The sequence below is a fragment of the Hydrogenophaga luteola genome, assembly GCF_042648585.1.
GTDB classification, from domain to species: Bacteria; Pseudomonadota; Gammaproteobacteria; order Burkholderiales; family Burkholderiaceae_C; genus Hydrogenophaga; species Hydrogenophaga luteola.
Map to the genome: position 1 here is coordinate 667,656 of NZ_JBHRXX010000002.1, position 20,897 is coordinate 688,552.

Annotated in this window: 22 protein-coding genes and 1 pseudogene; 12 read left to right on the forward strand and 11 right to left on the reverse strand. The window is 68.1% G+C overall.

Going from position 1 to position 20,897, the window contains the following annotated elements; translation table 11 throughout:
- From ACFOPI_RS06980 to ACFOPI_RS07000, 5 genes and pseudogenes are all read left to right on the forward strand, one after another.
- The gene (locus tag ACFOPI_RS06980) at nt 1-717 is read left to right on the forward strand and encodes a hypothetical protein (RefSeq protein ID WP_382172407.1); all 717 of its coding nucleotides are present in this window, start codon (nt 1-3) and stop codon (nt 715-717) included.
- A 10-nt stretch (nt 718-727) separates the two neighbouring features.
- A pseudogene (locus ACFOPI_RS06985) lies at nt 728-1,003 on the forward strand (VOC family protein); the annotation flags it as partial.
- Between the two features lie 405 nt (nt 1,004-1,408).
- Entirely contained in the window at nt 1,409-2,023 is a 615-nt protein-coding gene (locus tag ACFOPI_RS06990; protein WP_382173077.1) for an HD domain-containing protein, read from the forward strand.
- A gap of 68 nt (nt 2,024-2,091) precedes the next feature.
- On the forward strand, nt 2,092-2,478 hold the full coding sequence (locus tag ACFOPI_RS06995) for a carboxypeptidase-like regulatory domain-containing protein (protein WP_382172409.1): 387 nt from the start codon (nt 2,092-2,094) through the stop codon (nt 2,476-2,478).
- Between the two features lie 134 nt (nt 2,479-2,612).
- The gene (locus ACFOPI_RS07000; RefSeq protein WP_382172410.1) at nt 2,613-2,987 is read left to right on the forward strand and encodes a putative quinol monooxygenase; all 375 of its coding nucleotides are present in this window, start codon (nt 2,613-2,615) and stop codon (nt 2,985-2,987) included.
- Nucleotides 2,988-3,028: 41 nt separating this feature from the next.
- Here ACFOPI_RS07000 and ACFOPI_RS07005 read toward each other — a convergent pair whose 3' ends face one another.
- From ACFOPI_RS07005 to ACFOPI_RS07035, 7 genes are all read right to left on the reverse strand, one after another.
- Nucleotides 3,029-3,397: a methylglyoxal synthase gene (locus ACFOPI_RS07005; protein ID WP_382172412.1), complete on the reverse strand. Its 369-nt coding sequence runs from the start codon at nt 3,395-3,397 to the stop codon at nt 3,029-3,031.
- Nucleotides 3,397-4,986 carry a glucose-6-phosphate isomerase gene (pgi, locus tag ACFOPI_RS07010; protein WP_382172413.1) on the reverse strand — a complete coding sequence of 530 codons (1,590 nt, stop codon included), beginning with the start codon at nt 4,984-4,986 and terminating at the stop codon, nt 3,397-3,399. The genes ACFOPI_RS07005 and pgi overlap by 1 nt, the downstream gene beginning before the upstream one ends.
- Before the next feature lie 34 nt (nt 4,987-5,020).
- Complete coding sequence (eda, locus tag ACFOPI_RS07015; RefSeq protein ID WP_382172414.1) at nt 5,021-5,659, reverse strand: bifunctional 4-hydroxy-2-oxoglutarate aldolase/2-dehydro-3-deoxy-phosphogluconate aldolase; 639 nt, start codon at nt 5,657-5,659, stop codon at nt 5,021-5,023.
- Between the two features lie 16 nt (nt 5,660-5,675).
- On the reverse strand, nt 5,676-7,511 hold the full coding sequence (gene edd, locus ACFOPI_RS07020) for a phosphogluconate dehydratase (RefSeq protein WP_382172416.1): 1,836 nt from the start codon (nt 7,509-7,511) through the stop codon (nt 5,676-5,678).
- A 5-nt stretch (nt 7,512-7,516) separates the two neighbouring features.
- Nucleotides 7,517-8,221 carry a 6-phosphogluconolactonase gene (gene pgl, locus ACFOPI_RS07025; RefSeq protein WP_382172418.1) on the reverse strand — a complete coding sequence of 235 codons (705 nt, stop codon included), beginning with the start codon at nt 8,219-8,221 and terminating at the stop codon, nt 7,517-7,519.
- A 2-nt stretch (nt 8,222-8,223) separates the two neighbouring features.
- Complete coding sequence (gene zwf, locus ACFOPI_RS07030) at nt 8,224-9,693, reverse strand: glucose-6-phosphate dehydrogenase (RefSeq protein ID WP_382172419.1); 1,470 nt, start codon at nt 9,691-9,693, stop codon at nt 8,224-8,226.
- 109 nt (nt 9,694-9,802) lie between these two features.
- Nucleotides 9,803-10,810, reverse strand: coding sequence for a PfkB family carbohydrate kinase (locus ACFOPI_RS07035; protein ID WP_382172421.1), 1,008 nt, complete (start codon nt 10,808-10,810; stop codon nt 9,803-9,805).
- Between the two features lie 169 nt (nt 10,811-10,979).
- Here ACFOPI_RS07035 and ACFOPI_RS07040 point away from each other — a divergent pair, with 169 nt between their 5' ends.
- The 6 genes from ACFOPI_RS07040 to ACFOPI_RS07065 all read left to right on the forward strand — a co-directional run bounded on the left by ACFOPI_RS07040 (nt 10,980) and on the right by ACFOPI_RS07065 (nt 16,215).
- Nucleotides 10,980-11,963 carry a sugar ABC transporter substrate-binding protein gene (locus ACFOPI_RS07040; protein ID WP_382172423.1) on the forward strand — a complete coding sequence of 328 codons (984 nt, stop codon included), beginning with the start codon at nt 10,980-10,982 and terminating at the stop codon, nt 11,961-11,963.
- Between the two features lie 195 nt (nt 11,964-12,158).
- Nucleotides 12,159-13,118 (forward strand): ABC transporter permease, encoded by a 960-nt coding sequence (locus ACFOPI_RS07045; RefSeq protein ID WP_382172424.1) that lies wholly within the window; start codon nt 12,159-12,161, stop codon nt 13,116-13,118.
- Entirely contained in the window at nt 13,118-13,909 is a 792-nt protein-coding gene (locus tag ACFOPI_RS07050) for an ATP-binding cassette domain-containing protein (RefSeq protein ID WP_382172426.1), read from the forward strand. Before ACFOPI_RS07045 ends, ACFOPI_RS07050 begins: the two co-directional genes overlap by 1 nt.
- 9 nt (nt 13,910-13,918) lie before the next feature.
- On the forward strand, nt 13,919-14,371 hold the full coding sequence (locus ACFOPI_RS07055; protein ID WP_382172428.1) for an RbsD/FucU family protein: 453 nt from the start codon (nt 13,919-13,921) through the stop codon (nt 14,369-14,371).
- 16 nt (nt 14,372-14,387) lie between these two features.
- A complete protein-coding gene (locus tag ACFOPI_RS07060; RefSeq protein WP_382172430.1) occupies nt 14,388-15,635 on the forward strand; it encodes an ROK family protein in 1,248 nt (415 codons plus the stop codon).
- A 22-nt stretch (nt 15,636-15,657) separates the two neighbouring features.
- Nucleotides 15,658-16,215 (forward strand): hypothetical protein, encoded by a 558-nt coding sequence (locus tag ACFOPI_RS07065; protein WP_382172431.1) that lies wholly within the window; start codon nt 15,658-15,660, stop codon nt 16,213-16,215.
- Between the two features lie 89 nt (nt 16,216-16,304).
- On the opposite strand, the gene ACFOPI_RS07070 is transcribed toward ACFOPI_RS07065, so the two are convergent.
- The 4 genes from ACFOPI_RS07070 to ACFOPI_RS07085 all read right to left on the reverse strand — a co-directional run bounded on the left by ACFOPI_RS07070 (nt 16,305) and on the right by ACFOPI_RS07085 (nt 20,156).
- Nucleotides 16,305-16,964, reverse strand: coding sequence for an ABC transporter ATP-binding protein (locus ACFOPI_RS07070; protein WP_382172433.1), 660 nt, complete (start codon nt 16,962-16,964; stop codon nt 16,305-16,307).
- Complete coding sequence (gene miaA / locus ACFOPI_RS07075) at nt 16,961-17,935, reverse strand: tRNA (adenosine(37)-N6)-dimethylallyltransferase MiaA (protein WP_382172435.1); 975 nt, start codon at nt 17,933-17,935, stop codon at nt 16,961-16,963. The genes ACFOPI_RS07070 and miaA overlap by 4 nt, the downstream gene beginning before the upstream one ends.
- Nucleotides 17,925-19,181: a Bcr/CflA family efflux MFS transporter gene (locus ACFOPI_RS07080; RefSeq protein ID WP_382172437.1), complete on the reverse strand. Its 1,257-nt coding sequence runs from the start codon at nt 19,179-19,181 to the stop codon at nt 17,925-17,927. The genes miaA and ACFOPI_RS07080 overlap by 11 nt, the downstream gene beginning before the upstream one ends.
- Before the next feature lie 132 nt (nt 19,182-19,313).
- Nucleotides 19,314-20,156 (reverse strand): alpha/beta hydrolase, encoded by an 843-nt coding sequence (locus ACFOPI_RS07085; RefSeq protein ID WP_382172438.1) that lies wholly within the window; start codon nt 20,154-20,156, stop codon nt 19,314-19,316.
- A 326-nt stretch (nt 20,157-20,482) separates the two neighbouring features.
- Between ACFOPI_RS07085 and ACFOPI_RS07090 the strand changes: the two genes are divergently transcribed.
- Nucleotides 20,483-20,884, forward strand: coding sequence for a GreA/GreB family elongation factor (locus ACFOPI_RS07090; RefSeq protein WP_382172439.1), 402 nt, complete (start codon nt 20,483-20,485; stop codon nt 20,882-20,884).
- The last annotated feature ends 13 nt before the right edge of the window (nt 20,885-20,897 follow it).

Sequence of the window (20,897 nt, forward strand, 5' to 3'; positions counted from 1 at the left end):
ATGAACCGACTCGACACCGAACACCAGCGACTCTTCGTCTCCGACCCCGATGCCACCGCCGAAGGCCGGGTGCGCCACCTGGTGCTGGCCGTCTGCGGTCCGGCCGACTGGGCGCCGCTGTCGGCCGTGTGGCGCGGCGTGCAGGCCGATCTGGACCTGCCCGCACCCGCCATCGCGGTCAACGGCGTGGACGCCTTCGAACTCTGGTTTTCGCTCGCGGACCCGGTGCCGGCCGACACGGCGGCCGCCTTCCTCGACGGCCTGTGCGCCCGCTACCTGGGCGATGTGGCGCCGGCGCGCCGCCGCTGCTGGCCATCGTCCGACCCTGGGATGCAGGTGGAACCCGGGCGTGTGCCGCAGCTGCAGGCCGAAACCGGCCGCTGGTCGGCCTTTGTCGCACCCGACCTGGCCGCGGTGTTCGGCGACGACCCCTCGCTCGACATCCCGCCGGGAGAGGAGGCGCAGGCCGAACTGCTCTCGCGCCTCAAGCCGGTGACCCGCGCCGAGTTCCAGATCGCCCTGGCGCGGCTGACGCCCGAACCTTCGCCCTTTCTGCCGGCCGTGCAGCCGCCCGTGTCTGCGGTCGTGGCCCCTGCTGCTGCACCGGCCAGCACCATCCGCCGCCACGACGACCCGCGCCAGTTCCTGCTCGACGTGATGAACGACCCGTCGGTGGCGATGGAGCTGCGCATCAAGGCGGCCAAGGCGCTGTTGTGAAGTGCCCACCATGACGCTGTCAGTCGACCACTTCTTCCTGTTCATTGAGCCCGACGGCCCCGAGATCGAGGCGCTCAAGCGCCTGGGCCTGAGCGAAACCTGCCGCCGCGCGCACCCGGGGCAGGGCACGGCCAATGCCTGCTTCGCCTTCGACAACCTCTACCTCGAACTGCTCTGGCTCGCCAGCGAAGCCGAGGCCCGCAGCGAGCCCATCGCCCGCACGCGCCTCTGGGAGCGCAGCCGGTGGTGCGAGACAGGCGCCAGTCCGTTCGGCCTCGCGGTGCGTGGCGACCTGGCGGCCGCGGGCGTGCCGACCTGGGACTACCGTCCACCCTACCTGCCCGAGGGTGTGGCGATTCCGGTGGCCTCTGCAAGCGACGACCCGGCGCTGCCGATGGTGTTCGTCTCGCCAGGGCACCAGAGCCCCGCCGACTGGCCAGAAGCGCGGCGTGGCCCACTTCAACGATCCGCCGGGTTCGGCAAGGCCCTGTCGGTTGAACTGGGCCTGCCAGCGTCCAAGGTGTCGGCCCCGCTATTGCGCGCCATGGACAGAACCCAGCCGCCCTTGTGTGTCAAGGCGCGCAGCGACGACCGGCACAGCCTGCGGCTGGCCCTGGCCGATGCACAGGGGCGGCACACCCACACGTTGGACTTCGCGTCCACCGCCATCGGGCGTTGGCGCACCTCGCTGATTGACGAACACCTGCTCGAGCGCTCCTGGCAACGCGCCTGGGCCGCCCTGAGCCTGCGCGCGCCCGAAGGCCTTATGCAGCGACTGCTGGACGCCTGGGCCGAGTCTCAGCGCCACTACCACTCGCAGCAGCACCTGCACGAATGCCTGGCCCTGCTGGAACCGGCGCTGGATCTGGCGCAACATCCCGGCGAGGTCGAACTGGCCCTGTGGTTCCACGACGCCGTCTACGACCCGCAGGGCAAGGGCAATGAAGCCCGCAGCGCCGACTGGGCCGTTGAAGCGCTTGCTGCGGCGGGCGCGAGTGGCGATGTGCCGCGGCGGGTGCGCGCGCTGATCATGGCCACCTGCCACGACGCCGAGCCGGTGGACGACGACGCGCGGCTGCTGGTCGACATCGACCTCGGGATCCTGGGCGCCGACCCGGCGCGGTTCGCCGAGTACGACGCACAGGTGCGTGAGGAGTACCGCTGGGTGCCTGGCTGGCTGTACCGGCGCAAGCGCAAGGAGGTGCTGGCGGGGTTTCTGGCGCGGCCGGCGATCTATGGGACCGAGCGGTTCAGGGATCGGTTCGAGGGACGGGCGCGGGAGAATCTGGGCACGGCCGTTGAATAGATGCGTCAGGGAATCCGTCGCCGGTCGGACGGGCGATTCAACATGAAAGGGATGGAATGAGAAGGTTGATGCTGCTGGTGGTTGTGGTGCTTGCGGGATGCGTTTTTCCCTACCACTACGAGTGGGTGCCCGAGGTGAGTGGGCGGGTGGTCGATCAGCATGGCAACCGTGTCGCGGGCTTGTGGGTGGGCGTCGTGGAAACGGACTCACTGAGCAAAAAGGAGCAAGTGACCGCTTCGACCACGACCGACAAGGAAGGGCGGTTCCTGATTCCGCCGAACACCGGATGGGGCGTTTTCTTCGCTGGCCAGGCAGCCTACTATCCGTCCAGGTATCGGCTGGAAGTCAGGAGCGGCGAGGAGTCGCTGTACTCGTCGCGCTTGGTCGACTTCGAGAAGGGCATCTCTCCGAGGCACTGGAAGGGCGCCGAAATCACCGTCAGATTGAAGGAGTAGCTGCTGACGCAGAGAAGTTGCCGTCACACACGGTCATCGACGGTGCGGACTGCCCAGCACCACAACACAGCAATCGCGTTGGCATGCAGAATGTTCTTCGGGCAACCCGCCCGCCAAGACACAAGGAGACAAGGATGTTCACCCTCGATACCTGCTGCACCCTGGTGCCGTATTTCGAAGTCCAGGAAGGTCAGCTGGAAGCCTTCAAGGCGCTGGGCCCGCAGTTTGTGGCAAAGACCCGCACCGAACCCGGTTGTGTGCACTACGCCTTCTCGTTCAACGGGAACACCGCCCACTGCCGCGAGGGTTATGTCGATGCGGCCGCCGTGCTGGCCCACCTGCAGAACGTCGGGGAGCTGCTGGGCGAAGCCCTGAAGATCGCGAAGATCGTCCGCCTGGAGGTGCACGCGCCGGCGGCGGAGGTCGAGAAGCTGCGCGGGCCGATGGCCAATCTCAACCCGCAGTTCTTTGTGCTTGAAGAGGGCATCCGCCGCAGCGGCGGGGCCTGAGCGTCGAATGTCCGGGGTGCGACCGACGACGCGGCGGGGACTCAGCGGCGCGCCACCTCGCCCAGCAGCACCCGCGCCGTCGCGACATTCGTCGCACACGGCACGTTGTGCACGTCACACGCCCGCACCAGGGCGTTGATGTCGGGTTCGTGGGGCTGTGCGGTCATGGGGTCGCGCAGAAAAATCACCGCGTCGACCTCGCCGACCGACAGCCGCGCGCCAATTTGCAGGTCACCGCCCAGCGGGCCGCTGAGCAGGCGTTCCACTGTCAGGCCAACCTCGTTCTGCAGCCGGCCGCCGGTGGTGCCGGTGGCCATGAGGGTGTGTTGCCGCAGCAGCGGCGCGAACTCGGTGGCCAGGGCCACCATGTCGTCCTTCTTGCGGTCGTGGGCGACGAGGGCGATGCGCATCAGCTCTGTTTTTCCATGGATTTGGCCATGGTTTTTCCAAGCTCCACGCCCCACTGGTCGTAGGCGTTGATGCCCCAGACCGCGGCCTGCACGAAGACCTTGTGTTCGTACAGCGCGATCAGGGCGCCCAGGCGGTGCGGGGTGAGCTGGTCGATCCAGAGCACGCTGTTGGGCACGTCGCCGGCAAAGCTGCGCTGGGTCACAAAGGGTTCGGCCTGCTCCAGGGTCTGGCCTTCGGCCATCAGGGCCTTGAGGGTGTCGGCGGCGTTGCGGCCCACGGCCAGGGCCTGCGACTGGGCGCGCAGGTTGAGGTTGACCACGCGGTGGTGCTCGGCCGCCAGCGGCAGCGGCGTGTCTTCGGACTCGACGCCCACGAACTCCACCGGCACGCGGTGCGTGCCCTGGTGCAGCAGCTGGAAGTAGGCGTGTTGTCCGTCGATGCCCAGGCCGCCCCAGAGGATGGCGCCGGTGCCGGTGTCGGCTGGCTGGCCGTCCTTGCGGGTGCGCTTGCCATTGCTCTCCATGTCCATCTGCTGCACGAAGGGCGCAAAGCGCACCAGGCGGCTGGGGTAGCAGCTGAGCAGCTGGGTCGGGCAGTTGAGGAAGTTGCGGTTCCACACGCCGCTCATCGCCAGGATGACGGGCAGGTTCTGTTCCAGGGGCGCCGAGCGGAAGTGCGCGTCCATGGCCTGGCCACCGGCCAGGAACTCGCGGAAGGCCTTCGAGCCAATCGCCATGGCCAGCGGCATGCCGAGCGCGGACCAGACGGAGTAGCGGCCACCGACCCAGTCCCAGAAGGTGAAGGTGTGTTCGGCCGGGTAGCCGGCGGCGCCGGACTTCTGCGGTGCGGCGGTGATGGCGACCAGGTGCGCGCTCTGCTGGCCGTCTATGACGCCGCCGTCTTCCAGCCAGCGGCGGGCGCTGGCGGCGTTGGTCATGGTTTCCTGCGTGGTGAAGGTCTTGCTGGCGACGATCACCATCGTGGTCTTTGGGTCCAGGTTGCGCAGCGTGCTGTGCAGCGCCCAGGCGTCGGGGTTGCTGACGAAGTGCACCCGCAGGCCGGTCTTGCCGTCGCTGCACAGCGGGGCCAGCGCGTCGGCCGCCATGCGCGGGCCCAGGTCCGAGCCGCCGATGCCGATGTTCACCACGTCGGTGAAGGCCGCGCCGGTGCTGCTCTTCACCTCGCCCGCGCGCACGCGGTCGGCGAATGCGCAGACGCGGTCGAGTTCGTTCTGCACGAGCTGCTGGATCTCCGCGCCCCAGGGCGCCGCGTCACCGGTGGCGCCGGGCGTGCCGCGCAGGGCCACGTGCAGCACGGCGCGCTGTTCGCTGGTGTTGATGGTGTCGCCGCGGAACATGGCGTCGCGCTGGGCTTCCACGCCGGCTTCGCGTGCCAGCTGCAGCAGGGCGGCCCAGATCGCGCCGTCGAAGGCCTGGCGGGTGAAGTCCAGGCGGATGCCGGTGCCGTCGGCGCTGGCCTGCATCGCCTCGCGGCCGGGCTGGGCCAGGCGCTCGCGCAGGTGCGGTTGCGGCAGGGCGGCGAACTGGGTGAGCGTCTGCCAGGCGGGCAGGGTGGTGGGGCTGGTCATGGTGGTGGTTCCTCTTCCCTTCAGATGCGCCCGTTTATACCTGCGCCGCGAGTTCGGTCGCCTCGCGCGCCAGGCGCGTGATGCGCGCCCAGTCGCCGGCCGCCAGCGCGTCGGCCGGGGTGAGCCAGCTGCCGCCGGCCATGGCCACATTGGACAGCTTGAGGAAATCCTTCAGGTTCTCGGGGCTGACGCCGCCGGTGGGGCAGAACATCACGTCGGGGATCGGCGCGCCCAGCGCCTTGAGCATGCCCATGCCGCCGGCCTGCTGGGCGGGGAAGAGCTTCATGAGCGTGAAACCCTGTTCGCGGCGGTGCATGACCTCGCCGGGCGTCATCACGCCGGGGATGAAGGGCAGGTTGGCGGCCTTGACGGCGCTGACCAGCGCGTCGGTGGCGCCGGGCGAGAGGGCGAAGCTGGCGCCCGCGTCTATCACCTGCTGCACCTCGGCCACGCGGGTCACGGTGCCGGCCCCCGTGTGCATCTGCGGCACGGCCTTGGCGACCGCCTCGATGGATTTCAGCGCGGCGTCGGAGCGCAGGGTGATCTCCATCACGTCGATGCCGCCTTCGAGCAGGGCGTGCGCCAGCGGCACGGCGTGCGCCGGGTCCTGCAGCACGATGACGGGGACGACGCGAGAGGTGAACGCGGGGCGGGTGAAGCAGGTGGTGGTCATGGTGTGTGGGTCCAGTTCAGGGGCGGTCGCCGAACAAGGGGGACGCGCCGGATTCGGCGGTGCTGGCGTGGGCGCGGAACAGGCCGAACAGGTCGCGGCCGGTTCCATGGGCGTTGTGGCTGAGATCGGGGTGGACGACCGCGCGCGCGGCGAAGGTGGCGGCGTCCACCTCCACCTCCAGCACGCCGCGTTCGCAGTCGAGCGTGATCATGTCGCCATCCATCACGCGCGCGATCGGGCCGTCGGCCAGGGCTTCGGGGCTGAGGTGGATGGCCGCCGGGACTTTGCCCGAGGCACCGCTCATGCGGCCGTCGGTGACGAGCGCGACCTTGAAGCCCTTGTCCTGCAGCACGGCCAGCGGGGGCGTGAGCTTGTGCAGCTCGGGCATGCCGTTGGCGCGCGGACCCTGGTAGCGCACCACGGCGATCAGGTCCTTCTCCAGCTGGCCTGCGTTGAACAGGGCCAGCAGGTCCTGCTGGTCGCTCACGACCACGGCGGGCGCGCGCACCACGCGGTGTTCGGGCGCCACGGCCGAGACCTTGACCACGCTGCGGCCCAGGTTGCCCTGCAGCAGGCGCAGGCCGCCGTCGGCGCTGAAGGGCTCGCTCACCGGGCGCAGCACCGACGTGTCCGCGCTGGTCTTCGGCACCGGGCGCCAGGCGAGCGCGCCGTTGTCCAGCCAGGGTTCCTGCGTGTAGGCGGCCAGGCCTTCGCCCATGACCGTTTTCACGTCGGCGTGCAGCAGGCCGGCCTCCAGCAGTTCCTGCATCAGGAAGCCCATGCCGCCGGCGGCGTGGAAGTGGTTCACGTCGGCCTTGCCGTTGGGGTAGACGCGGGCCAGCAGCGGGATGACGTGTGAAAGCTCGGCGAAATCGTCCCAATCGATCACGATGCCGGCGGCGCGCGCCATCGCGATCAGGTGGATGGTGTGGTTGGTCGAACCGCCCGTGGCCAGCAGGCCGACGATGCCGTTGACGATGGTCTTCTCGGTCACGATGTCCGCCAGGCGGATGCGCGGGGCGCCGGTGCGGCCGGTGTTGGCGAAGGCGCGGTCCATGGCCGCCTTGGTCAGGGCCTCACGCAGTTCCGTGCCCGGGTTCACGAAGGACGCGCCCGGCAGGTGCAGGCCCATGATCTCCATCAGCATCTGGTTGCTGTTGGCGGTGCCGTAGAAGGTGCACGTGCCGGGTGAGTGGTAGGCCTGGGCCTCGCTCTCCAGCAGCGCGTCGCGGCCGACCAGGCCCTGCGCGTACTGCTGGCGCACCTTGGCCTTGGCGTCGTTGGACAGGCCGGTGGTCATCGGGCCGGCCGGCACGAACACGGTCGAGAGGTGGCCGAACTGCAGCGCGCCCATGAACAGGCCGGGCACGATCTTGTCGCAGATGCCCAGCATCAGCGCCGCATCGAACACGTTGTGCGAGAGCGCGACCGCGGTGGAGAGCGCGATCACGTCGCGCGAAAACAGGGAGAGCTCCATGCCGGCCGCGCCCTGGGTGACGCCGTCGCACATGGCGGGCACGCCACCGGCGACCTGGGCCGAGAAGCCGAGCGAGCGGGCATGGGCGCGCAGCAGTTCGGGGTAGTGCTCGTAGGGCTGGTGGGCCGAGAGCATGTCGTTGTAGGCGGTGACCACGCCCAGGTGCGGCGCCTTCTCGGCGTGGATGCGCAGCTTGTCGCTGGCGGGCAGCGCGGCCGTGGTGTGGGCCATGTTGGCGCAGCCCATGCCGGCGCGCTGGGTGCCCGCCTTGGCCGAGGTCTCGACGGTGTGCAGGTACTGGCCGCGCGGCCCGGCGCTGCGGGCGATGATGCGCTGGGTGACGCGTTCGAGGGTGGGGTGCAGGGGGGCGTTCATGGTGGTCATCCCTTCCAGACGCTCACGGGCGTCTGTGTTTGGTTCAGGATCAGCGAGACGGGCAGGGTGTCGTCGGCCTTTTGCGAGGCGCGGTCATACACGGCGAGCTTGGACTCGCCGGCGATGGACAGCAACAGTTCCCGCGAAGCGAGCAGGGCGTGCAGCGTGAAGGTCAGGCGGGCGTGCGGCGCGGGAATGGGCGCCTGTTCGGGCACCACCCAGGCCAGGCGCTCGTCGGTGGCGATGGCGCGGGCGTAGCCGGGGGCGCCGGGAAACAGCGAGGCGGTGTGGGCGTCTTCGCCCATGCCGAGCACGGCCACGTCCAGCGGCCAGGGCAGGGCCTCGATGCGCCGGGTGGCGTCTTCCACCAGGGCGTCCAGCACCGCGGCGTTGAACTGGGGTGCCAGCTCGCGGAAAAACGGCAGGAAGCGGGCCGTTGCGGCCCTGCCTTGCAAGAGGTGCTGGACCACGAGCGCGGTGTTGCTGGCGGCGTGGTCGCGCGGGACGATGCGCTCATCCACCAGCACGATGCACACCTTCGACCAGTCGAGATCCTGCTCGCGCAGGGCTTCGAACATGGGAATGGGCGACTTGCCGCCCGACACCGCCAGGCTGGCCTGGCCGCGCGTGGCGATGGCGGCGCGCAGCGCATCGGCGATGTGGGCCGCGATGGCGGCGGGCGTGGCGCCGGGGTGTTCGGTCACTGCCATGTTCAGGATTCCTCGACCCAGGAGCTGCCTTCGCGCGCCATCAACGCGGAAGAAGCCGCCGGGCCCCAGCTGCCGGCCGTGTAGGCCTTGGGTTTTTCGCCGAGCTGCTGCCAGCCGTCGATGATGGGTTCGACCCAGGCCCAGGCAGCTTCCAGTTCGTCGCGGCGCATGAAGTGCGTCAGGCGGCCTTTGATGACGTCGATCAGCAGGCGTTCGTAGGCCTCGGCGCGTCGACCGGTGAAGGCGGTTTGCAGGTCCAGGTCGAGCTTGACCGGGCGCAGCTTCATGCCGCTGCCCGGCTCCTTGGCCATCATCTGCAACTGGATATGTTCTTCTGGCTGCAGGCGGATCAGCAGGCGGTTGACCGACTTGTGAGCCGAATCATTGAAGATGGTGAAGGGCAGTTCGGCGAACTCGATGACGATCTCGGACTGGCGCGCCGCCATGCGCTTGCCGGTGCGCAGGAAGATGGGCACATTGGCCCAGCGCCAGTTGTTGATGTGGGCCTTGAGCGCAACGAAAGTTTCGGTGCTGCTGTCCTCGGGGATGTTCTCTTCCTGCAGGTAGCCTACGGCGGCTTCACCACCCGAGGCGCCGGCGGTGTACTGGCCGCGCACGGTGTCCTTGGCCACGTCGGCCACGGTCATCGGGCGAAGTGAGCGCAGCACCTTGAGCTTTTCGTCCCGCACCGCGTCCGGGTCCAGTGAAACTGGAGGTTCCATCGCCACGATGCACAGCAGCTGCAGCAAGTGGTTCTGCACCATGTCGCGCATGGCGCCGGTGCCGTCGTAGAAGCCGGCACGGCTGCCCACGCCCACGCTTTCGGCCACGGTGATCTGGATGCTCTTGATCTGCGGGCTGCGCCACAGTGGTTCGAAGATGCTGTTGCCAAAGCGCAGCACCATCAGGTTCTGTACCGTTTCCTTGCCCAGGTAGTGGTCGATGCGGAAGACCTGGTGTTCCTCGAAGTACTGGGCGACGTCGTTGTTGATCTGGCGGGCCGAGGCCAGGTCGTGGCCCAGCGGTTTTTCCAGCACCACGCGGGCGCGTTCGTCGATCAGGCCGGCAGCCTGCAGGTTGGCACAGATGCCGACGAACAGGCTGGGCGCGGTGGCCAGGTAATAGACGCGGTCGGAGCCGGGCTGCATTTCGGCCTTGAGGTCCAGGAAGCTCGCCGCCTCGGTGGCGTCGACACGGACATAAGTGAGCCGGCGCACGAACGTGGCCCAGGCTTCGTCGGTGTAAGCCTTCTCGCCAATGAAGCCACGCACCTTCTCTTGAATGAAATGCAGGAAGGCCGCGCGGTCCCAGCTCTGGCGGCCCAGGGCGTGGATGCGGGTCTCTTCCGGCAGGTTGTTGTGCAGGTGGGCCATGTAGAGCGCGGGCAGCAGCTTGCGCACCGACAGGTCGCCCACGCCACCGAAGATGACGATGTCCAGCGGGGCGGAAGAAGGGGTCGAGGAAGTGGCCATGGCTTTACCGGGTTACCGTTGATGGGAGGAGTTTATGGTAATTAAGTTACATGCCGGGTACTTTTTTGCAGCAGCCCCTGCAGAGGCTGCGAGCACCTCGGCAGGACGCTCAGGCGAGGGCCTTGAAATGCGGCCGGCCCTTGGCCAAGCGTTGCAAGACCTGTTCCCGCGTCGGCGGCACGCAGCCGGTCTCCATGACGCACAGGCTGGCGCAGGCGATGGCGTTGGCCAGCAGGTCTTCCACGTCGCCCGCATCCAGGGTCAGCTCGGCGGCGGTCTTGACGGCGCGCATGGCCGGGCGGTCGAGCAGCGCGACCAGCATCCCGGCCAGGAAGCTGTCGCCCGCGCCCACGGTGTCGGCCACCTGCACCGGCTGTGATTCCGAAGCCTGCCAGGCCCCACCGTCGCGCGCCAGGATGACTGCGCCCTTGGCACCCAGGGTCAGGGCCAGCCAGCGGGCCGGTGTCTTCGCGAGCAGTTCGCGCGCTGCGAGCAGCGGGTCGGGGTTGGTGAAGCCGAGGATCCCCAGGTCGTCGTCGCTCACCTTGACGATGTCGGCCTCGCCCAGCGCCGCCATGACGCTGGCCTGGTAGGCCGCCATGTCCGGCACGATGGCAGGGCGCAGGTTGGCGTCGACGACCACCAGCTTGCCGGCGGCGCGCTGCGCCTTCAGCCAGGGCAGGTACTTGTGCGTGTCGTCTGCCACCAGGGCCAGACAGCCGGTGACCACCATCTTCAGCGCGGGCTGGGCGGCGCACTGCGCCGTCATGGTGGCGGCGTCGACGCGGCGGTCGGCCACACCCTCTCGGTAGAAGCTGTAGCTGGCCTTGCCGGCTTCGTCCAGGCTGACCACGGCCAGCGACGTGGGCTCGTGCGCCGGCTCGGGGTGGGCCTGCGTCACCCGCGCCTGGGCAATGGCGTGGGCCAGGCCGCGGCCGAAGCGGTCCTGCGAGAGCGGGTTGAGGTAGAGCGTGCCCACGCCCTGCAGGCCCAGCGCCCGCGTGAGGTTGTAGACCGCGCCGCCGTCGCAAGGGCGCAGGCGGCCGTCGGCCTCCTGGATCATGTCCATCAGGGCTTCGCCGGCGGTGGCGACGGTGATCGGGGTGTTCGGCTGCATTTGGTCGGGAGTAGGGAAAACCATAACTAAATCCAGTTGATTTATTTAACGTGCAACAACTATAGTTCAGTCACTCTGCAGTCGGACTCGGGCTAACCCGAAGGTCTGGCGGCAGAGAAAACCTGGTTCAACAACGTCTGATCCCATCCATCCTCCTCAGGAGACATCTGTGAAAAAAGTCGCTTTCGCCTTCACCGCCCTGGCCCTGGCCGCTGGCTCCACCTTCGCCGCCGAGCCCGTGATCGGCCTGATCACCAAGACCGAAACCAACCCCTTCTTCGTGAAGATGAAGGAAGGTGCGCAGGCGGAAGCCAAGAAGTTGGGCGCCAAGCTGATGACCGCCGCCGGCAAGAAGGACGGCGACACCGCCGCCCAGATCACTGCCATCGAGAACATGGTCACCGCTGGTGCCAAGACCATCCTGATCACGTCCTCCGGCGACGCCATCATCCCGGCCGTGAAGAAGGCCCAGGCCAAGGGCGTGCAGGTGATCGCCCTGGACAGCCCGTTCGAAGGCGCTGACGCCCTGTTCGCCACCGACAACTACAAGGCCGGCATCCTGATCGGCCAGTACGCCAAGGCCGCCCTGGGTGGCAAGCCCGCCAAGATCGCCATGCTCGACCTGTTCCCCGGCCACCCCGTGGGCGCCCAGCGCCACAACGGCTTCATGACCGGTTTCGGCCTGAAGGCGAACGATGCCAAGAGCAACGAGCTGTCGTCCACGCCTGAGACCGTCTGCGCCGCCGACACCGACGGCAACCAGGCCAAGGGCCAGACCGCGATGGAGAACTGCCTGCAGAAGGACCCGGCCATCAACGTGGTCTACACCATCAACGAGCCTGCAGCCGCCGGCGCCTACAACGCGCTGAAGAAGGCCGGCAAGGAGAAGGACGTGATCATCGTGTCCGTCGACGGCGGTTGCGCCGGCGTGGCCGATGTGGGCAAGGGCGTGATCGCCGCCACCAGCCAGCAGTACCCGCTGAAGATGGCCGCCATGGGCGTGGCCGCGGGCGTCGAGTACGCCAAGGGCGGCAAGAAGGCCACGGGCTATGTCGACACCGGCGTGACCCTGATCGCCGCCAAGGCAGTCCCCGGCGTGGAAAGCAAGGACGTGAAGGTCGGTACCGAGCTGTGCTGGGGCGACAAGAAGTGATGTAGGCCCCACGCTCCGCCGCTTCACGGGTCGCTGCCCCATGGGCGCTGACCCGGCTTGGGGCGGCCCTGCGCCGGGTCTTCATCTCCGCCACCAAGGCGCCAGGGGCGCCCCTTTGAACCGGGAACCACGAATCCCGGCGAAGCAAGGGCGCCCTTTTCTTTTCTCTGTTTGCTCTCTACCGGGGATCTCGTCATGAGCTCTTTCAAGGACAGGCTGCCTCCCATCAGCCAGATGGGGCCCTTCATTGCCCTCGCGATCGCCTGTGCCGTCTTCGGCATGACGACCGACAACTTCTTCACCGGCGCGAACTTCGCGCTGATCCTCCAGCAGGTGATGGTGGTGGGCGTCATCGCCATCGGCCAGACCCTGGTCATCCTGACCGCTGGCATCGACCTCTCGTGCGGCATGGTGATGGCCCTGGGCAGCATCGTGATGACCAAGTTCGCGGTCGAAATGGGTATGCCCGCGCCGCTGGCCATCCTCTGCGGCATCGGCGTGACCGCCGGTTTCGGCCTCATCAACGGCCTGCTGGTCACCCGCATCAAGCTGCCGTCCTTCATCGTGACCCTGGGCACGATGAACATCGCCTTCGCAATCACCCAGCTGTACTCCGAAGCGCAGACCGTCTCGAACCTGCCACCGTTCATGACCGCGCTGGGCGGCACCTTCGACATCGCCGGCACGCCCATCAGCTACGGCACGATCCTGATGATCCTGCTCTACCTGGGTGCCTGGTTCTGGCTGCGCGAGACCGCCTCGGGCCGCCACGTCTACGCTGTGGGCAACAGCCCCGAGGCGACCCGCCTAGTCGGCATTCCGACCGACCGCGTGCTGCTGGGTGTCTATGTGCTGGCCGGTGTGTTCTACGGCATCGCCTCGCTGTTGCTGGTGGCCCGTACCGAAGTGGGTGACCCCAACGCCGGCCAGACCGAGAACCTGGACGCCATCACCGCCGTGGTGCTGGGTGGCACCAGCCTGTTCGGTGGCCGCGGGATGATCCTCGGTTCGCTGATCGGTGCCATCGTGGTCGGCGTGCTGCGCAACGGATTGACGCTGATGGGCGTCTCGTCGGTGTACCAGGTGCTGATCACCGGCATCCTGGTGATCATCGCCGTGACTGTGGACCAACTCTCCCGCAAAGGAGCCCGGTAATGAGCACTTCTCACAAACTCGTGATGCAGGCCAAGGGCCTGGTCAAGCGCTACGGCCAGGTCACCGCGCTCGACGGCGCGGACTTCGAGCTGCGCGCCGGTGAAATTCTGGCGGTGATCGGCGACAACGGCGCCGGCAAGTCCAGCCTGATCAAGGCGCTGTCCGGTGCCACCATCCCCGACGAGGGCGAGATCTTCCTGGACGGCCAGAAGATCCACTTCAACACCCCGATCGACGCGCGCCGCGCCGGCATCGAGTGCTGCTACCAGGACCTGGCCGTGGCCCCTGCCATGACGATCACCGAGAACCTGTTCCTGGGCCGCGAGATGCGCCGCGAGGGTTTCCTGGGCAACACCCTGCGCATGCTGGACAAGAAGAAGATGCTGGAGATTGCCGTGCAGCGCATGGCCGACCTCAAGGTGGGCATCCGTTCCATGACGCAGGCGGTGGAAACCCTCTCGGGCGGCCAGCGCCAGTGCGTGGCGGTGGCGCGCGCCGCGGCCTTCGCGCAGCACGTGGTCATCCTGGACGAGCCGACCGCCGCGCTGGGCGTGAAGGAAGGCAACATGGTGCTGGAACTGATCCGCCGCGTGCGCGACAAGGGTCTGCCGGTGATCCTGATCAGCCACAACATGCCGCACGTGTTCGAGATCGCCGACCGCATCCACATCGCCCGCCTGGGCAAGCGCGCCTGCGTGGTCAATCCCAAGACCATCAGCATGAGCGACACCGTGGCGGTGATGACGGGCGCGCGCGACCCCGCGACGCTGCCCGCCGAGTGCCTCGCATAAGGATCAACCATGCTCAAAGGAATTGATCCCCTGCTCAGCCCGGAGCTGCTCAAGCTGCTGGCCGAGATGGGGCATGACGACGCGGTGGTGCTGGCGGATGCCAACTTCACCGCCATGAGCCTGGGCGCCGGCAAGCCGGTGCTGCGCCTGCCGGGCGTGGGCATGCTTCGAACACTGGAGGCGGTGGTGAGCGTATTTCCCCTGGCCGAGGATGTGACCCATCCCGTGGCCTACATGCAGGTGAGCGACACGCCGGAAGGCTACCGGTCGGCCCTGCAACGCGAGGCTGTGGCCCTGCTGGCATCGGCAGGGTTGCCGCCCGAACGGGTGCAGGCCGTGGAGCGCTACGAGTTCTACGATCGGGTGAAGAAGGCCTACGCCATCGTCGTCACCGGCGAGCTGGAGCCCTGGGGCAACTTTCTGCTGCGCAAGGGCGTGCTGGGGCAGCCGCTGCGCCCTTGAGGCACACTCGACCACCGTGAACGACGCCGCCACCGACCTCCCGACCCGATCCGCCGAAGCGCAACCCCTGCGCCAGCGCGGCTCCAACCAGGAGGGCGTGCGCCAGTTCAACGAACGCGTGGTGCTCCAGGCCCTGCGCGCGCACGGCGCCTTGGCCAAGGCGGATCTGGCCCGACTGACGGGCCTGACCGCGCAGACCATCGGCCTGATCACCGCCCGACTCGACGAAGACCGGCTGCTCACCAAAGGAGAGCCGGTGCGCGGCAAGGTGGGCCAACCCTCGGTGCCCATCGGCCTCAACCCGGACGGCGCCTTCGCCATCGGCATCAAGATCGCGCGCCGCAGCGCCGACTGGCTGCTGGTCGATTTCACCGGCGCGGTGCGCGAACGCATCAGCGTCGCCTACGACTTCCCCGACGCCATCACCCTGCTGCCGCTGATCCAGCGCAACCTGAATGAACTGCTGGCGCGCCTGGGTCCGCTGGCGCCGCGTGTGGTCGGCGTCGGTGTCGCCGCACCGTTCCAACTGGGGGGCTGGCACCGCATGCTGGGCCTGACCGAAGCCCAGTCCGACGCATGGAACCACCTCGATCTGGCGGCCGAGGTGCAGCGCATGACCCACCTGCCGGTCAGCTTTGCCAAGGACACGGCCGCCGCCTGTGTGGCCGAGCTGCTGCAGGGCAAGGGCCGCGAGATCCACAGCTTCCTCTACCTCTTCCTCGATACCTTTGTCGGCGGCGGCCTGGTGCTGCATTCGCACCTGCACCGTGGCGAACACGGCAACGCCGGTGCGGTGGCCTCGCTGCCCTTGGGTGTTGCTGGCAGGGCCACGGCCGACCTCAAGGAGGTGCCGCCCCAGCTCATCAGCCAGGCTTCGCTCTGGGACCTGGAGCAGCGCCTGCGCGAACACGGCCTGGACCCCATGGCCGCCTACGACGTGCGCGCCCTGCAGGCGCCCTGGCTGCCCCACACCCGCGAGTGGATCGAACGCGCCGCCCTCGCGCTGGCGCACTGCGTCGTCTCGGGCACCGCATTCCTGGACCTGGAAGCGGTGGTCATCGACGGCGTGGTCACCCCGGACCTGCTGGCCGAACTGATCGAACACACCCAGCAGGCGCTGAGTGCCTACAACTGGGAAGGCCTGCAGACCCCGCCGCCGCTGCGCGCCGGCAGCATCGGGTCCGATGCACGCGCGCTGGGTGGTGCACTGCTGCCGTTGCACGCGAGCTTCGCGCCGGATCGGGATCTGTTCCTCAAAACTTGAGCCGGACGGCCTGGTTGCATATATGAAGAAGCTCCTGCCTGCGGTGGTACTTTTCATACTTGCCGCGTCCATTTTCCAGCTGGGACTGCTGATGAACGTCGAGGTCATCCATGGTCATTACCTCACGTTGATCGGCGTGTTGTCGGGCCTGGCGGTGGGCGTCCTGTACCTTGTTTTTCGAGGATGGCTGTCGCAGCGATCCTCGAACGTGCTGCACTACCCTCCCAAGCAGGCTTGGCATCAGCGGCCACCTGACCATCTGCAGACTTTCTTTTTCAGTATTTTGTTCGGCGTGCTCGGGGTTTCCCTTTTGAACAACGTGCCCGACACCGGGGTTCGGCGGGTCGAGTCATACGAAGTGAAGAGCCTTGACCGGTTCTGGACCCGCTATCGTTTTATTGGGTATCTGCAGCTTGGCAATGAATCTGGGACCTTGAGTTATCGACCCGAAGAAGGTCAGTCATTCACCCTTGGCCAGCAAGTGGAGGTCACCATCCAGAAGGGGCTGCTCGGGTTCTCACTGGTGCGGCACGTACTGCCGAAAGGCAATGCCAAGCACTCGGGCACCACCGAGCACTGATGGTCGTTTTCAGCCACGAGCCGTTCGCCCTCGTCTTCGCCAACACCCGCAGGGTAGTGGACGTCGGACGTGATGGCGTCGATGTTCGGTCAATCCGGAACTTCTGCCACCAATCCCTCAGCCCTCAGGTGCAACACCCGGTCCGCCCGCGCTGCGGCGTGTTCCGAGTGCGTGACCAGGATCAGCGAGGCGCCGTTCTCCCGCGTCTGCGCCTGCAGCAGGTCCATCACCTGCGCCGCGGTGGACGGATCGAGGTTGCCGGTGGGCTCGTCGGCCAGGATCAGGCGGGGCTTGTGCACCAGCGCGCGGGCGATGGCCACGCGCTGCAGCTGGCCGCCCGAGAGTTGCGCCGGCAGTCGCTCACCGAGCCTGGACAGACCGACCGCATCAAGCATCTGTGCGACCCGCGTCGGGTCCGGGCGCTGGAGCAGCAGCAGCGGCAGGCCGACGTTCTGCGCCACGTCCAGGTGCGGCAGGACGTGGAAGGCCTGGAAAACGAAGCCCAGCGCCTGGCGCCGCCAGTGCGCCCGCTGGGTCTCATCGAGCCGGCCAAGGTCGGTGCCGTCGAGGGTGATCGACCCCTCCTGCCAGTCGTCCAGCGCCGCCATGCAGTTGAGCAGGCTGGACTTGCCCACGCCGGACTCGCCGACGATGGCGACGAACTCGCCTGGGGCGAGGGTGAGCGAGACACTGGAGAACACGGGTGTGTCGCCGTAGCGCTTGCCCAGGCCCTGGATTACCAGACTCATGGCCGACCTTCCAGCAGCGTCGCCACCGCCACCATCACCTGCGCCAGCGCATCCGGCGCATCGCAGGCCACCACTCGCCGCTGCGGCATCGAGCGCAGCCAGGTGATCTGGCGTTTGGCGAGCTGGCGGGTGGCGAAGATGCCGCGATCCCGCAGTTCGGCCCGCTGGGCGGCATTCAGCGGCGCATCGCCGGCCGCATCCAAGGCCTCCCAGGTCTGGCGGTAGCCGACGCAGCGCATCGAAGGCAGGTCCGGGTGCAGGTCGCCCCGCGCGCGCAGTCGCCGCACCTCGTCGACGAAGCCGGCGGCGAGCATGGCGTCGAAGCGTTGGGCGATGCGTTCGTGCAGCCACCCGCGGTCGGCGGGTTCCAGGCTGAGGAAGGCACCTTCCGGAACCGGGTTGTTCGCCGTCCGGCGGTCGCCGGTCTGGAAGGCCGAGATCGGCCGGCCCGAGACCTCGAAGACTTCGAGTGCGCGCTGGATGCGCTGGGCGTCGTTGGGCGCCAGCCGCGCCGCGGTGGTCGGGTCGACTTTCGCGAGCTCGGTGTGCATCGCGGGCCAGCCGTGGGCCGCGGCGGCGGCCTCGATGCGCGCCCGGACATCGGCATCGGCGCGCGGCATGTCGTCCAGGCCCTGCATCAGCGCCTTGAAATACAGCATGGTGCCGCCCACCAGCAGCGGCGTGCGACCGCGGGACCGGATCTCTTCGATCAGTCGCTGCGCGTCGCGAACAAACTCGGCTGCACTGTAGGCGCGCAGCGGATCGGTGATGTCGATCAGGTGGTGCGGCACCTGCGCCTGTTCCTCACGCGAAGGTTTGGCGGTGCCGATGTCCATGCCCCGGTAGACCAGGGCCGAGTCGACGCTGATGATCTCGACCGGCCAGCGCTGGGCGATGGCAAGCGCGGCGGCACTTTTTCCGCTGGCGGTGGGGCCGGCGAGCGCGATGCAGCGCATGGGCTCAGCGGGCATCGCTCGCTCCGCTGGTGACGCGCACTGGTGGCGTCTTCACCTCGCCATGGCGCTGCACCAGGGTCCAGGCGGTCAGCGCGATCAGCACGCTCCAGAACCAGAGGCCATTGGTCAGCGGCCGCACGCTGCCGGGGTTCTCGGCCAGGCTTTTGCCGAGCCAGCCGCCCATGAAGAAGGCGGTCAGCATCATCAGGCAGCCGCTCATGGCCGAGGCCGCGCCGGCCGCTTGCGGAAACGGGCCGACGGCGCCGCTCTGGCCGCAGGGCTGGTGCACACCATGGCCGAGCATGAACAGGATGAAGGGCCCGAGGATGGCCGCCGGGTGCTGGATGCCCGCCAGCGCCAGCAGCCCCATGGTGCTGCCGGCCAGCAGGGTGCAGCCGCCCGCGATGGCGACCGTGATCCGCACGCCCAGGCTCTGCAGCAGGCGGCGGCAGATGAAGGTACCCACGATGTAGGACAGCGACATCACCAGCATCAGCAGACCGTAGGCGGTCTTGCTCAGGCCCAGCACGCCGATGAACACAAACGAAGAGGCGGCCAGGAAGGTGAACAGACCACCGTAGGAGGTGGCCGAGAGCAGGGTGAAGGCCCAGAAGGTCGGGTGGCGCAGGATGGTGCCCCAGGTGCGCAGCAGGGTCAGCGGTTCCAGCGCGCGCGGGTTCTTCTGGGGCAGGGTTTCATCGAAGCGCCAGATCAGCAGCGCCAGCGTGCCGGCACCGAACACCGCCAGCGCCAACAGGGCCACGCGCCAGCCGGCGAGATCGGCCAGCAGACCGCCGATCGGCGCGCTTGCGCAGGCGATCACGCCCAGGCCGGTGAGACCCTTGGACATCACCCGCGCGCCATCGACTGGCGCGTACAGGTCGCGCACCACGGCGCGCGCGCACATCACGCCCGCGCCCATGGCGATGCCCTGCAGGATGCGCCAGACGATGAGCTGCTCCATCGACGCCGAAAACGTGCTGCCCACCGCGGCCAGCACATACAGGGCGGTGCCTACCAGCAGGACCGGGCGGCGGCCGAAGCGGTCGGACAGAGGTCCCCAGACCAACTGGGAGAGGCCGAAGGCCAGCAGCAGGGCGGTGAGCGTGAGCTGCGCCTGCGGCATGCTGGCGCCGAAGCCCTGGGTGATCGAGGGCAGGGCGGGCAGGTAGAGGTCGGTGGTGACCGGCTGCAGACCCAGCAGCAGGGACAGCACCAGCACGATCAGGCTGGGCGACATGGCGGAACGGGAAGCGGACATCCGACTGAGGGTAGCAGATGCCCTCATGTTTAACCGGAGCGACGTGCCTTCGGCCAGGATGCGGTGGAACCGGCTTTGCCGGGCCACTCGCATCGCCACCTGGGGGGTGACGCCGAAGGCGGCGCGGGGGGGTCAACGCATCCCGAACAGCTCTGCCAGGGCCATGCGGTACTGCGGCTGTCCCACCGCGTTGGTGTTGTGGTGCGAGCCGCCTTCGACCAGCTCGAAGCGCTTGGGGCCGGTGGCGGCTTCGAACAGCTTGCGGCCCAGTTCCGGTGCGATGGTGCGGTCCTCGCTGCCGTGCACCACCAGCAGCGGCGAGCCGATCTTCTTGACCCGCTCCACGGTCTCGAAGCGCTGGGTGATCAGCGGGCCGACCGGCAGCCAGCCCCACTTGTAGGAAGCGACCACGTCGGGAATCGAGGTGAAGGTGCCTTCGACCAGGGTGCCGGACTCGTCGGACACCTGGGCCGCCAGGTCGATGGCGATGGCGCCGCCCAGCGAGTGGCCGAAGATGTAGCGCGGCCGGTCGGGGTATTGCCGGGCGAGCCAGTCCCAGGCAGCACGCGCGTCCTCGTAGGCCATGGTTTCGGAGGGCAGGGTGTTGGTGCTCTTGCCAAAACCGCGGTAGTCCACCGCCAGCACCGAAAAACCCAGTTCCTGCATGCGCCGCGCGCGGAAGGCCGAGCCGACCACGTTGAAGCGGGCGCCGTGCAGGTAGAGCAGCACGGGGGCCTTGGGGTCGTTCGCAAAACGTTCGTGGGCGCTCCACAGGCCGTGCAGTTTCACCGGCTGGCCGGTTTCCTGCGACTGGAATTCGATCCACACGTCCTGCATGCCTTGGGCAGCTTCTTCGCCGCGCCACCAGCTGCGGTCCGAGGGCTGGAAGATCCAGCCGCGCTGGCGTTCGTCGAGGCTGGCGCAGCCGGCCAGCACGGCGGCGGCCAGAAGGACGAGGGCGATCAGGCGTTTCATCCCGGAAAAGGATGCCTCCCGGCGGGAAAAGTTCACCCAATGTACGGCTCAGCCTGTTTGACAGTGCACGGGGCATCTCCTACAGTCCCTGCCGTGATCCGCCGCCTCCCCCACCCACCCTGTCCCTCGTGCGCGCCGCTGGCGCTGCGTGGCGGGTCGGTGCGCGTCGTCAGGCAGCCGACCGGAGTCCGCCACACGGCCGCAGATTCCTGAGCCCGGCGACCACCCTTCACCTCGTCAGCGCGACCACCGGTCGCCGGGCCCTCCACCAGCGCAACACCGCCCTTCGGCCGTCCGGTCGGGGGCATTGCCGTTCCGGAGTTCTCATGTCCTTGTTTTCCCGCGGTGACCGCGTCGTCACCGAACTCGATTTCGTCCGTCTGACCAAACTGGGGGCGGCCCGCTGGCCCGACGGCCTGTCCGACGCGCTGGAGCTGGCCGAACAGGTGCCTTCCCCGGCGGTGCCAGCCAACGTCGTCACCATGTATTCGCAGGTTCGCATCCTGGAGGATGGTGCGCGGGAGCCCAAAACGCTCACGGTCTGTTACCCCCACGATGCCGAACCGGCCCAGGGTTTCGTCTCGGTGCTCTCGCCGGTGGGCGCGAGCCTGCTGGGGCTGCGGGTCGGCGCGCGCGCCCGCTGGACCACGCCCCAGGGCGAGGCGCGTTCAGCAAAGATCCAGTCGATCCTGTTTCAGCCCGAGGCCAGCGGGGACTACACGACCTGAGCCCAAACTCCTC

Coding starts and splice junctions, on each gene's coding strand:
- ACFOPI_RS07070 (WP_382172433.1), bottom strand. CDS start 16,964: ATGAGTCTGGTAATCCAGGGCCTGGGCAAGCGCTACGGCGACACACCC.
- ACFOPI_RS07090 (WP_382172439.1), top strand. CDS start 20,483: ATGTCCTTGTTTTCCCGCGGTGACCGCGTCGTCACCGAACTCGATTTC.
- ACFOPI_RS07050 (WP_382172426.1), top strand. CDS start 13,118: ATGAGCACTTCTCACAAACTCGTGATGCAGGCCAAGGGCCTGGTCAAG.
- ACFOPI_RS07045 (WP_382172424.1), top strand. CDS start 12,159: ATGAGCTCTTTCAAGGACAGGCTGCCTCCCATCAGCCAGATGGGGCCC.
- pgl (WP_382172418.1), bottom strand. CDS start 8,221: ATGGCAGTGACCGAACACCCCGGCGCCACGCCCGCCGCCATCGCGGCC.
- zwf (WP_382172419.1), bottom strand. CDS start 9,693: ATGGCCACTTCCTCGACCCCTTCTTCCGCCCCGCTGGACATCGTCATC.
- miaA (WP_382172435.1), bottom strand. CDS start 17,935: ATGCCCGCTGAGCCCATGCGCTGCATCGCGCTCGCCGGCCCCACCGCC.
- ACFOPI_RS07035 (WP_382172421.1), bottom strand. CDS start 10,810: ATGCAGCCGAACACCCCGATCACCGTCGCCACCGCCGGCGAAGCCCTG.
- ACFOPI_RS07000 (WP_382172410.1), top strand. CDS start 2,613: ATGTTCACCCTCGATACCTGCTGCACCCTGGTGCCGTATTTCGAAGTC.
- ACFOPI_RS07055 (WP_382172428.1), top strand. CDS start 13,919: ATGCTCAAAGGAATTGATCCCCTGCTCAGCCCGGAGCTGCTCAAGCTG.
- edd (WP_382172416.1), bottom strand. CDS start 7,511: ATGAACGCCCCCCTGCACCCCACCCTCGAACGCGTCACCCAGCGCATC.
- ACFOPI_RS07085 (WP_382172438.1), bottom strand. CDS start 20,156: ATGAAACGCCTGATCGCCCTCGTCCTTCTGGCCGCCGCCGTGCTGGCC.
- ACFOPI_RS07005 (WP_382172412.1), bottom strand. CDS start 3,397: ATGCGCATCGCCCTCGTCGCCCACGACCGCAAGAAGGACGACATGGTG.
- ACFOPI_RS07065 (WP_382172431.1), top strand. CDS start 15,658: ATGAAGAAGCTCCTGCCTGCGGTGGTACTTTTCATACTTGCCGCGTCC.
- ACFOPI_RS07080 (WP_382172437.1), bottom strand. CDS start 19,181: ATGTCCGCTTCCCGTTCCGCCATGTCGCCCAGCCTGATCGTGCTGGTG.
- eda (WP_382172414.1), bottom strand. CDS start 5,659: ATGACCACCACCTGCTTCACCCGCCCCGCGTTCACCTCTCGCGTCGTC.
- ACFOPI_RS06995 (WP_382172409.1), top strand. CDS start 2,092: ATGCTGCTGGTGGTTGTGGTGCTTGCGGGATGCGTTTTTCCCTACCAC.
- pgi (WP_382172413.1), bottom strand. CDS start 4,986: ATGACCAGCCCCACCACCCTGCCCGCCTGGCAGACGCTCACCCAGTTC.
- ACFOPI_RS06980 (WP_382172407.1), top strand. CDS start 1: ATGAACCGACTCGACACCGAACACCAGCGACTCTTCGTCTCCGACCCC.